The organism is Sinorhizobium fredii USDA 205 (assembly GCF_001461695.1).
In the GTDB taxonomy this organism is placed as follows: Bacteria; Pseudomonadota; Alphaproteobacteria; order Rhizobiales; family Rhizobiaceae; genus Sinorhizobium; species Sinorhizobium fredii.
Window position 1 is genome coordinate 352,483 of the sequence record NZ_AUTC01000146.1, and the last position, 11,224, is coordinate 363,706.

Annotated in this window: 8 protein-coding genes and 2 pseudogenes; 5 read left to right on the plus strand and 5 right to left on the minus strand. The window is 61.8% G+C overall.

Annotated features, from left to right (window positions below; all coding sequences use genetic code 11):
• The first annotated feature begins 52 nt into the window (after window positions 1-52).
• Entirely contained in the window at window positions 53-838 is a 786-nt protein-coding gene (locus N181_RS19965) for a carbon-nitrogen hydrolase family protein (RefSeq protein ID WP_234885963.1), read from the plus strand.
• Between the two features lie 14 nt (window positions 839-852).
• Here N181_RS19965 and N181_RS19970 read toward each other — a convergent pair whose 3' ends face one another.
• The gene (locus N181_RS19970; RefSeq protein ID WP_060563767.1) at window positions 853-3,471 is read right to left on the minus strand and encodes a malto-oligosyltrehalose synthase; all 2,619 of its coding nucleotides are present in this window, start codon (window positions 3,469-3,471) and stop codon (window positions 853-855) included.
• Window positions 3,472-3,557: 86 nt separating this feature from the next.
• Here N181_RS19970 and N181_RS19975 point away from each other — a divergent pair.
• Window positions 3,558-5,119 (plus strand): annotated as a pseudogene (locus tag N181_RS19975) (phospholipase D-like domain-containing protein).
• Here N181_RS19975 and N181_RS19980 read toward each other — a convergent pair.
• Window positions 5,074-6,012 carry a putative bifunctional lysylphosphatidylglycerol flippase/synthetase gene (locus tag N181_RS19980; protein WP_037393114.1) on the minus strand — a complete coding sequence of 313 codons (939 nt, stop codon included), beginning with the start codon at window positions 6,010-6,012 and terminating at the stop codon, window positions 5,074-5,076. The pseudogene N181_RS19975 and the gene N181_RS19980 sit on opposite strands and share 46 nt — an antisense overlap.
• Window positions 6,013-6,200: 188 nt before the next feature.
• Here N181_RS19980 and N181_RS19985 point away from each other — a divergent pair, with 188 nt between their 5' ends.
• Window positions 6,201-6,980, plus strand: coding sequence for an endonuclease/exonuclease/phosphatase family protein (locus N181_RS19985; RefSeq protein WP_037428961.1), 780 nt, complete (start codon window positions 6,201-6,203; stop codon window positions 6,978-6,980).
• On the opposite strand, the pseudogene N181_RS19990 reads toward N181_RS19985, so the two are convergent.
• A pseudogene (locus tag N181_RS19990) lies at window positions 6,977-8,052 on the minus strand (AI-2E family transporter). The gene N181_RS19985 and the pseudogene N181_RS19990 overlap by 4 nt on opposite strands.
• Window positions 8,053-8,200: 148 nt before the next feature.
• Between N181_RS19990 and N181_RS32050 the strand changes: the two are divergent.
• Complete coding sequence (locus tag N181_RS32050) at window positions 8,201-8,461, plus strand: hypothetical protein (protein ID WP_080579022.1); 261 nt, start codon at window positions 8,201-8,203, stop codon at window positions 8,459-8,461.
• 76 nt (window positions 8,462-8,537) lie between these two features.
• On the opposite strand, the gene N181_RS19995 is transcribed toward N181_RS32050, so the two are convergent.
• Entirely contained in the window at window positions 8,538-8,783 is a 246-nt protein-coding gene (locus tag N181_RS19995; protein WP_037428972.1) for a DUF982 domain-containing protein, read from the minus strand.
• 269 nt (window positions 8,784-9,052) lie between these two features.
• Window positions 9,053-9,235 carry a hypothetical protein gene (locus tag N181_RS20000; RefSeq protein WP_037428967.1) on the minus strand — a complete coding sequence of 61 codons (183 nt, stop codon included), beginning with the start codon at window positions 9,233-9,235 and terminating at the stop codon, window positions 9,053-9,055.
• Window positions 9,236-9,754: 519 nt separating this feature from the next.
• Between N181_RS20000 and N181_RS20005 the strand changes: the two genes are divergently transcribed.
• The gene (locus N181_RS20005) at window positions 9,755-11,017 is read left to right on the plus strand and encodes an MFS transporter (RefSeq protein WP_037428970.1); all 1,263 of its coding nucleotides are present in this window, start codon (window positions 9,755-9,757) and stop codon (window positions 11,015-11,017) included.
• Window positions 11,018-11,224 lie beyond the last annotated feature (207 nt).

An 11,224-nucleotide genomic window follows, 5' to 3' on the forward strand; every position in this document is an offset into this window, starting at 1 on the left:
CCGAACCCTTCCTAGATGCCTCTTGCTTTCAAGGTTGTAGGAGAATTCGTTGGTGGGCAGGTCTCTTCGTGTGGCGATGGCGCAGGTGACGAACGATGTGGATGTCGACGCGATCTCTGCGTCGGCAGCCGAGAAAGGCGCCGACATCATCGTCTTTCCGGAAATGTTTTCGAATGGGTACAGTCGCTTCGATCCCGAAGACAAGGCCTCCCGACAGGGCTGGATCGACGCGGCGGTGCCGATCGACGGCGCCTATGTGGAACGCTTTCGAGAGGCGGCGCGCAGGAACCGACTAGCTATCGTGGCGACCTTTCTCGAGCGCGGCATCCCCAAGCCTTTCAACGCTGCGATCCTGATCGATAGCAATGGCGACGTCGTCCTCCACCAGCGCAAGCGCCACATCTGTTTTTTCGACGTTCCGGAAGAAGCCTGCGCCGCCGGCGAGAGCTCCAGCGTGGCCCGGCTCCGGACCGATGCCGGAGAGGTGGCGGTCGGCATCCTGATCTGCATGGACCGGGAATTTTCGGATGCAGCGTCGGATCTCGTGCGGGACGGCGCCGAGATCATTCTCGTTCCGAACAGCTGCCCGCTGGTTGATGATCCCGCTGTCGGCGACGTGCGCGTCGCGGGGGTGCGGGCACTGGCCTTCCAGTCCGTCCTCGGCCTGGCCGTGGCGAACTATCCGGCGCCGAAGGATGACGGCCGGTCCTTTGCGGTCGATCCCTTGGGCAGGATCATCGCCATGGGCGCATCGCAGCCGGAGCTCGTGATCGCGGATTTCCACCTCGACCGGATCAGGGCCCTGCAAAAGCAGGACTGGTTTCGCCGGGTGCACTGAGAGTCCGGCCAGGATCATTCCGAAAAGAGGAACGCGACGGGGAAGCTGCCGAGAAGTTCTCCCATCGGGATGCTACGCCGAATCTCGACGGTTTCGCCGGTTGCGAGGTTCTGCAATCGCTTGGGCGCACGGTCTTCGGGCCAGAGGAGATAGGTGTCCTGCCAAAGGCCGGCGGTGAGGGACAGGCTGTCCCCATCAACGTGGCGGAAGACAAGCCGCGGGACCACGGTGACGGAAAGACCATCCTGCGCGCGACGCATGAATGCAGCGGCGTGGCGGGAGGCAGGGCCGTGGACGTCCAAGGGAAGATATCCGCCTTTCGCCAGGAGCTCCGCGCCCCCGGCGTGGCGATAGGTCAGGCAAAGCCTGATCAGGCCTTGCTTGCAGTCTTCGAAGTCGCTGATCGTCGGCTGTCGGGGCAGTTCGGCCAGCGAAGGCCGCGTTGAAAAGGGGCGGCGGTTGTCGGGGTCGACCAGGGAGAGATCGAGCCGCTCGCTGCCTTGATAGATGTCTGGGATGCCCGGTGCGGTGAGTTTCACCAGCGTTTGCAAGAGGCTGTTGATCAGTCCGGCTCGGATGAAAGGCGCCGTCGTTTTTTCGAAGTCGTCGAGGAACTCCCGGTTCCGCCGGTCGAGAATGTCGTGGAGAAATCCCGTGGCCGCCGCTTCATATTGCTCGTTGGGCGAATCCCAGCTTGTCCGCAGTTTTGCCTCGCGAAGCGCCTTCACGGCAAAGTTCGACATGCGCTCTTGCAGGAAGGCGAGATCCTTTGGGTCACTCAGCGGCTCGATCGGCCAGGCGCCGAGCAGGCTCTGGTAGAGGAACTGCTCGACCGATGCTCCCGGTGCGTCGGCACCCTGCTGATGGTGAACGCGGTTCATGTCGCGCCAGCGTGCAATTGCGGCGGCCCAGAGCTCTGGCGCCTCGCTGATCACATGGAGCCGGGCGCGTGCGTCCTCGCCGCGCTTCGTATCATGGGTCGATGTCGCCGACAGGCCGGTGGGGCTTCTGCTGGCGCGCTCCCGCATCTTCTCATGAAAGCGGTCGACGCCACCGGGTGTCCAGTCGGCTGCGGCCCCCACTTCGTTCGCGGCGAGAAAGTCGCCTCGGCGATAGAAGAAGGTATCCTCGACTGCCTTGGCCATGACGGCGCCGCTCAACTGTTGAAAGCGCGTCCGGAACTGGGCTGCCAGTTGGCGATCCGAGCAACCGTCATTCGACTTCAGGCGAGCCACGATCATCGCGATCTCAGCGGCGACCTCCGGTGCGGCAGCGCCCGCTTCGGACCCGATCTCGCCGAGTATCTGCCTGTCGCGCTCGCTTGCGCCGCGACCGCTGAGGTAGGTCCTGTAGACCGGCATCGCCGCGATCAACCGACGGACGGCCTCGGCCATCCGTTCGTCGTCGGTCGATGGAGCATCATCGTCCCGCAGGCAAGCTGCAAGTCCGGTGAGCCTTTTGACTTCAGTGTTGAAATTGTGGCTCAGCACCTGCAGCTTGCATTCGGTGACAACCATGTCCGTCGCGGATCGGTGGCCGTCGCTCCAAAGCTCGGACGATTCGTCCGTGAGGAGATCGGCCAGTGCCGAGATGAACTCGTAGCCGGTGGTGCCATCGACCGGCCAGCTCTCCGGCAGGGCCTCACTGGCTTCCAGTATCTTCTCGACGATGATGTAGGCGTGCGCGCCGGCGCGCTCACGCAGCCGAAGAAGGTAATTCTCGGGGTCGGCAAGCCCGTCGATGTGATCCACCCGGAGCCCATCGACCAGCCCGGCCTGAACGAGACCAAGGACGCATCGGTGGGTGGCCTCGAAGACGGCCGGATCTTCGACGCGCAGCCCGACTAGGCCGGCTATCTCGAAGAACCTCCGGTAGCTGAGTTTGTCCTGCGCGGTTTTCCAGCTTGTGAGCCGCCAGGATTGCATTTCGTGCAGCCGCTCTAAGAATGGCTTATCGGTAGAGACGCGTTGGAGATGCTCGTCCAGCGCGGCTGCGACCGAGGGTGCCTTCGCTAGAGAGGTAATCTCGGCATGGAAGCCTGCCGCATCGCTGGCCTCCGCCCTGCTGGCGACGGCGACAAGCCTGTCGAGAGCGGGACTGCAATTTTCAAGAGCTGCCAGATAGGAAGCCGGATTGAGAGGATAGAGCGCGTCATAATACGCGAAGGCCAGGCAGTTCCGGGCTCGGTCGAATGCCAGCCGTATCTTTCCAGCCGCGAGCTCTTCCTCGAAGCTCGCGCCCAGGAATGGCAGCGTGAGCGGCTGCCGCCAGTCGACGTCGAAATAACCGGCGAATTCGCTCGATTGACCCCATTCGACGACGCTGTGCCACCAGCTATTTTCGAGATTCGCGGCCATGTGGTTCGGCACGATGTCCAGGATGATACCGAGCCCATTCGCTTTCAACGCGCCGAGGAGCCGGGCAAATCCGTCGCGGCCGCCCAAAGTGGGATCGATCTCGTTGAAGTCGACGATGTCATAGCCGTGCGTCGAGCCGCTGACCGCGGAAAATATCGGCGAGGCATAAAGATGAGAGATGCCGAGCCCGACGAGATGCGGGATCAACCCGACGGCCTTTTCGAAGTCCATCCCGTTTCGAAATTGCAGTCGGTAGGTCGCGTTGGGCAGGGGCATGGCGGGCCGGTTTGACATCGGTTCAGGCACAACACCATTCGACCGAGCTTTGTTCCGCGGGCGTGACGGGAACAATCTCGGTTGAAATGGATTTTTTTGCAGTCGCCACCACGGGAAAAGAAGCTTGGCCTGGAAGACCGTTTTCACCGGCAGTTCGCCCAACCGATGGAGTCGGACGCGCCGACCGATCATCAGGGAAGCCGAGAACATCTGGCGCAGCGCGCCTGCCGATCGTGTGCACTTCCTCGTTGACGGGGCCGCCTACTATGCCTGTCTCGATCAGGTTATCGAGCAGGCGGAGGAGCAGCTCTGGATCACCGGATGGGATTTCGATCCCCGCATCAAGTTACTTCCTGACGATCCCGACGCAGAGGCACTCGGCACCAAGCTGGAGCGGCTGGCGGCGCGAAAACCGAAACTCAGAATCCGCATCCTCATCTGGGCGATGGGGCCGATCTATTCGGGAAAATCGTTGCGGCTGTTTCGCAAGCAGGAATGGGCCGCGCATCCGCAGATCGAACTTCGTTTTGCCAGCCACCGCGCATTTCGCGGCTCGCATCATCAGAAGCTCGCCTCGATCGACGACCGCATCGCTTTCGTCGGCGGCATCGACCTGACCGCGCGGCGCTGGGACACGCCGGATCATCTGGCCGAGAATGATCTGCGCCGTGATCCGGACGGAAATCCCTACGATCCGGTCCATGACATCCAGGTGGTGCTGGAGGGGGACGCCAGCCGAGCCATCGGAGATCTCTGCCGCTTCCGCTGGAAGTCCTCGGTCGGCGAGGACATCGATGCACCAGAGTCTGCGGCGGTCGCATGGCCGCCCGGCATAGAACCGGTCCTGACGGATTGCCGGATTGCCATCGCGCGCACCGAGCCGGGTTTCGGCAAAAGACGAGGGCGACAGGAGGCGTTGCGGTTGACGCTTGACGCATTGCGCGGCGCCCGGTGCCACATTTATATCGAGAACCAGTACTTCGCTTCGCATCGGATCGGCAAGCTGCTGGGCGAGCGGCTGCGGGAGCCCGACGGTCCCGAGATCGTGGTGGTCACCACCCGCAGTTCCCACGGTTTTCTGGAGAAGGTCGTGATGGGAGGCAATCGCGACCGCCTCATCCGTCGGCTGAAGCAGATGGATCGCCACGGCAGGCTGCGGGTCGCCTATCCCGTGGTGCCCAAAGCGGACGGCTCCGAACAGGAGGTCATCATCCACTCGAAGGTGGTCGCCATTGACGAGCGGTTCCTGCGTGTCGGCTCGTCGAATTTCAATCACCGCTCGGAAGGCTTTGACACGGAATGCGACGTCGCGGTCGAGGCGGCGAGCGAGGCGCACAGTACCGCGATCGCGGGCTTTCGCAACGCGCTGCTGGCGGAGCATCTCGGTGTTGAGCCGAGCGAGGTCGAGAGGGCGCTGCAGGAAACAGGCTCTCTTGTCGCCGTCGTCGACAGGCTGAACACACGTTCGCGCGGTCTGCGGGCCTTCGACGGGATCGAAGGCCATGGTGCGACCGACCTTGTCTGGGGTACGCATATCGTCGATCCGCGCAGTCCGTTCAGGCCTTTCCATCGCACGCGTGCATTGCTGCAGCGCTGGATTGGTCAGCTTTTCGCCTTGCTTTCCAAGCTCTTCGCATTGTCCCAGTGACGGACTTCGGCGATCGACAGCAAAATCAATCCGAGCGGTAGCGGCAGGAAGAAATAGATCGCCCTGAAGGCGATCAACGCGCCGATACTTGCCGACTGTCCGAGCAGAAAGGCTATTGTGGCCTCGAGCACGCCGATGCCGCCCGGGACGTGGCTGACAAGAGCCGTCAGATTTGCGCCGACATAGGCCGTCGCCGTCTCGAAGAAGCCGGCATCTCCGAACGCCAGCACCAGTTGATGCAGGCAGGCGCTGACGCAAAGGAAGTTGGCCGTGCCGACGACGATCTGACCGGCTGCGATCTGCTGCGGCGGCATTTCAAACTTCCAGCGGAACAAGCGCAGCGAACCACGCAAGAAACCGGCCATCACCACATAGCCTAGCGAACCGGCAAGACAGGCGATACCGAGAAGACGGGCGCCGCCTTCCGACAGGCCGATGATCCGCGCGGCGCTCTCCGGCATAATCAGGCAGCAGAGACCGGCCAGCGTCATGAGGCCGAGGCCGACCGTGACGCCGCAGAAGATAATGATCTTCGCCACCTGCTCGACACTCAATCCCCAGCGCGAATAGAACCTGTATCGCACCGCTCCGCTGCTCAGGGCTGCGACGCCGACATTGTGGCCGATCGAGAGGCTGGTGAAGGAGGCGAGCGCCACCTGACGATAAGGGAGCTTCTGTCCGACGTAGCGCACCGCGAGGGTGTCGAACAGCGTCAGGCAGAAATAGGAGAGGAAGACGAAGCCGATTCCCGCCAGCAGATGTCCGACGGGGATCTGCAGCATCGAGCGGACGATCTCGTCGAACGTGTACTGACGAAGCGTCCGGTAGATCAGCCAGACGGCGACGCTGATGGCAGCGAGTATGAATGTTCTGGCGATGATTTTATTCGGCATCGGCCTCGTTCCTTTGCGCGTCTCTCGGAACGAAAAGCGGGTCCTGCGTGTTCCCGAACGCAAGACCTACAGCGCCGCGCGTCCTATTGGACGCGCAAAAGGTCGCTGTAGCACTTTGAACTGCTGCATGTTTCCTTAAATCGGCTGCGATTTAAGGAAACATGCAGTAGGGCCGATAAAGCAGGATCATGCCTCGACCGCTACGTTTCCTCACCTACAACGTCCATAGCTGCTTCGGGACCGACCGGAAGCTCGACCCGGCGCGCGTCGCCGCGGTCGTCAGTGAATGCCGACCCGACATTATCGCCCTGCAGGAAGTGGATGTTGGCCGCGCCCGCAGCGGCGGAATAGACCAGGCTCATATGATCGCCACCCATCTCAACATGGAAGCACATTTCCATCCGGCTCTGCACCTCAAAGACGAGCGATACGGCGATGCGGTGCTGACGGCCTTGCCGATGCGCCTCGTCAAGGCGGATGTGCTGCCGTCGACCGGAGAGCCGCGCGGCGCGCTCTGGGTGGAGATCGACCTCGCTGACGCCAAGCTCCAGGTCATCGTCACGCATCTTGGACTGCGCGGTTCGGAGCGGGTCCGCCAGGCAACGACTTTGCTCGGCCCCGGCTGGCTTGGCGGAATAGGTCAAGCGGACTCGCGAGTCGTTCTGGCGGGAGACCTCAACGCCATCGCCCGCTCGGCCGCCTACAAGCTGCTGGCTGCGCACCTCAAGGACGTGCAGCTCCAATTGAAAGCCAAGCCCCGGCCGACCTTCCCCTCCCGACTACCGCTGCTGCGGCTCGACCACGTCTTCGTCGGCGAAGGGATAGGCGTGCGCGATTGCAAGGTGCATAGCAGTGCCCTTGCGCGGGTCGCTTCCGATCATCTCCCGATCCTGGTGGAGCTGGAAATCGATCCGTCTGCCAAAGGATGCGCGGGCGAACCGGAAGTGGACGAAGCGGCGATGAGCTAGTTGTCGTTTTCTCTGTTGTGTTCGCGCCAGAAGTCGAGCAGCAGCAGCGTCACCGTGAAGGTCACCGGCCCGATCACCAGCCCCGCCGGCCCAAACACGAAGACGCCGCCGATCATGCTCATGAACGCCAATACCGTGTGCAGCTTCAGCCGATCTCCGACGAAGATCGGATAGAGCAGGTTGTCGACGGTCGCGACCACGACGCCTCCCCAGGCTGTCAGGATCAATGCCTTGCCCCATTCGCCGGTGAGCGCGAGGGACAGCGCGGCCGGAATCCAGATGATGAAAGCGCCGAGAACCGGCACCATCGCCAGCAGGCCCATGGCCAGACCCCAGAGCAACGGCGACGGCAGGCCCAGCAGCCAGAACATCAGTCCGCCCAACGTACCCTGCACCACCGCAACGGCGAAGGTTCCGAACACGATCGCGTGGACCGTTTCGCTGACGCGAAGGAACAGCTTGTCCATCTCTGCGGAGGTCAGTGGAGCGAACTTCTTGAGCATGTTTAAGGCTTCGCGCCCGTCGCGCAGGAAATAGAACAGGAAGTAGAAGGTCAGGACGACGTCGATGATCTGCACCACCGAGCGGCGGACCAAGGATGCGCTGAAATTGGTGAGCAGAGCGGCAGCATTGCCTGCGAGGCCCGCAAGGTCAAGCTGGGTCTCAATCCAGAGAAGAACCAGCCCGATACGCGGATACGTGGCAATGGCGTCGCGCCAACTCCCCGTCCTCAGCGCTTCCGCGACGATCTGCGCGCCTCTGGCCGCCTCATTCACCAGCCGCTCCGCAACCAGGGTGAGCGGCACCGCAACAACGAAAGCGGCGATTGCCACCGTCGCTGCGGCGGCGATGTCCGGATAGCGGAGGTCCTTTGATATCCGCCGGTGAGCGGGTGGAACATGATTGCAAGGACAAGCGCCCAGGTTAGCGCCGGCAGGAAAGGCACGGCCAGTAGGTAGCACACGACGATACCCGCCGCGATGGCGACCAAAAGCACGAATGCCCGCGAACGCCGCGCAGTCAGCAACCGGTCCGGAGCTTGTTCTGGCTGCGCCGGAACGTTCTTCGCCACGTGAAATCGCTCCTTTGCGAATAATTGGCTGTCACTCGAACTGACTTGTCAAAAGATAGGTTCCATCTGACGTCCGCCCACCGCCCGACTGCCAAGGAACCTTCAGGCGAGCCGACCGTTCGATCCCCAGAAGGAAAGGATCGCGACGATGACAAATCTCAAGAACGACCACCTTAAGGATCACCCGATGCCGTCTCCAACATGGAAGCCGGATTCCAAGGAAATGCCTGTGGATCCGCATGCGCTACCAGATCAGGCTGCGCAACCCGGCACCGACAAAACGCACGAGCCGCCAGCCCGGAGCGGAACATCGGAGCGGCGCGAGAAGCCGACCGAACCAGGCGGAAAGAACAATCCAGTCCATCATACCGGTCGCGTTCCCCCGAAGGTGACGGACGACGAGCGCTGATGTCTCTGTTGGCGTATTGAGCTGCCTCGTTGCTGGAGGTCGCCCTCTTCGGGCGGGGGCCGTTCGGGTGGAGGGCTCACCGCATCATCCTGACTTTCGCTTCCTCGATCGCGGAGATAAAGGTCTGCCGCGCTTGATCGTGGGAAGCGGTGCCCAGCATGCCATCGGTACAGGCATTGAGTGCGGCGTTGTAGGCGCTCCCATGGGAGACCGGCCAATGTTCGCTGAGCAACGTAGCCGCTTCGGCCGGAGTCCAGACGATCTGAATACCGTCGAGATCGGGCAAATCCACGATGACGCATTCGTTCCATGTTTTGAACATGTCGGCGTCCTTTGGCTTCTGCCGCATCTAACTGTCTCCGGTCCTGTTCGTTCCCAAGCTTCTATTTTGGCTTGCACATTTCGATGCGGCGCGCCGCGAAAGGTTCGACGCTTGGCGAGAGCCGTCGGTGCCGCTCGCACGCCACGGGAGCCCTACAGCGCCGCGCGTCCAATCGGACGCGCCAAGGTCGAAGTAGCACCTCGAAACGCTGCATGATTTTGTCCTTAAATGGATTCCGATTTAAGGAATCATGCAGCAGCCTCGGACCGTCAGCGATGCCCGGTCGCGTCGGCAATCTGCGGCGTATAGACCACGGTGTCGGTCTCCAACAGGCCGCCGCCGATCGTCAAGTAGACGAAGATGGCGCAGATCGCGAGCAAAAGGACGCCGATCGGGAAGGTGGCAGAGGCCCGCTTTTCGGGCGTTTGGCGATGATGCCTTCGGGTGAACATGCTGCAGCACTCCCTGAGAGCGGGATGAGGAAATGTGAGCGCGGTTTTCCGCCCGCATCCCTCTCTAACCCTTTGGAATCGATCACGTTTATGAATCTGGGTCGATCGGACCCAAAATCATCGTGATTTAGTCATCAGGGAGAACGATATCGCGTACCAGGAGTTCCCTCGGCGACGGCTCGCGAGCGAAGCTAGATGCAGATGGGCTACTGGTCCATGCCTATTAATTCATCACTGCTGGTGCGTCGGGCTAATATTTTAGCACCTCAAGCGCGGACCTTGGTTGTCTGGCAGGCCAATTATTTGAATTCGTTTTATTTTCCGGAACGTCTTCAGTTGGCACGTCACTTGCATCCATTAAACCGAGCCCGAGCAAGCCGCCGGCGGTGCCCAATGTCGCGCACCAGAAGCAAAGTTGCTTAAGCACGGTGGAAGCGCCGATCGCTATCAAGCGAGGCGCTCAGTTCGGGGCATTTCCAGGATCAACGATCGAATGGCGCTGTCGCGCCGGGAGAAGCCATGTCCTCTGTTCATCCGACACAGAAAACCACCGCAAAGGAACAAGGCCGCGCCCTGTGGGTCTCGACGACGGCTTTCACCATCTGTTTCGCCGTCTGGACGATATTTTCCATCATTGGCGTTCGCATCAAACAGGAGCTTGGCCTCAGCGAAGCGCAGTTCGGGCTTCTGATCGGCATGCCGATTCTCACCGGCTCGCTGATCCGTATCGTGCTCGGCATCTGGACCAACCGCTATGGCGGCCGGCTTGTCTATACGGTCACCATGGTGGCGGCGGCACTGTCGACCTTCCTCCTCGCCTATGCGACGACATATCCTCAGATGCTGCTCGCCGGCCTTGGCGTCGGCATTGCGGGCGGTTCCTTCGCCGTCGGTGTCGCCTATGTCTCGCCCTTCTTTCCGCCGGAAAAGCAGGGTACGGCGCTTGGCATCTTCGGGGCCGGCAATGTCGGCGCTGCGGTGACCAAGTTCCTGGCGCCGCTCGTTCTCGTCGCCTATGGCTGGCAGATGGTCGCGCAGGTCTGGGCCGCCGGGCTCCTGCTGACCGCCATCGCCTTCTGGTTCACGACTGAAGATGACCCGAAGTTCCGCGCCCGCCGCGAGACAAGCCAGCCGCGCAAGAGTTTCCTCAGCGAATTCGCCCCTCTCAAGAACGTCCAGGTCTGGCGCTTCTCGCTTTACTACTTCTTTGCTTTCGGCGGCTTTGTCGCCCTGGCGCTGTGGCTGCCGCGTTACCTGGTTGGCGTTTACGGTTTCAACCTCGAAACGGCCGGCATGATCGCCGCCGCCTATTCCATTCCCGGCAGCATTTTCCGTGCCTATGGCGGAGCGCTTTCCGACAGGATCGGCGCGCGCAAGATCATGTATGCGATGTTCGCCGTGTCCGCCGTGGCAACGCTCATTCTTTCCGTGCCCGAGGGTGGCTCCGTTCTGCACATCACGCCGGTCGTCTTCGTCGGCGTGACCTTCGTACTCGGCTTCGTGATGAGCCTCGGCAAGGCGGCCGTCTACAAGCACATTCCGGCCTATTATCCGGAGCATGTCGGCGCCGTCGGCGGCGTCGTCGGCATGATGGGCGGCCTCGGCGGCTTCATCCTGCCCGTCGCCTTCGGTTTCCTCAAGGACTGGACCGGCCTCTGGTCGAGCTGTTTCATGCTGCTCTTCGCGATCGTCGCGATCTCGATGGTCTGGATGAACGCGTCGATCCGCCAGTTCAAGCGGCGCGCCGTTGAGGGTGCGCCGGCCGGCGCCTATGGGCGATAGGCTCTGAGGGTGGTGCGGCTGCAGGATCAGGACTGATTGACCGCAGCCGACATCCGGGACTCTCCGCCAAACCTAGCTTCCCCGCAGGGATTGCCAAAACCCTGCTTCTTGCCCGGCACTTCTGTGCCGGGCTTTTTCGTTCGCTGAGTTTTCTTCTGGCCTAGAGCGTTTCATGTTTTGACGGAAGCGTAGCCGGCGTTTGCGAAG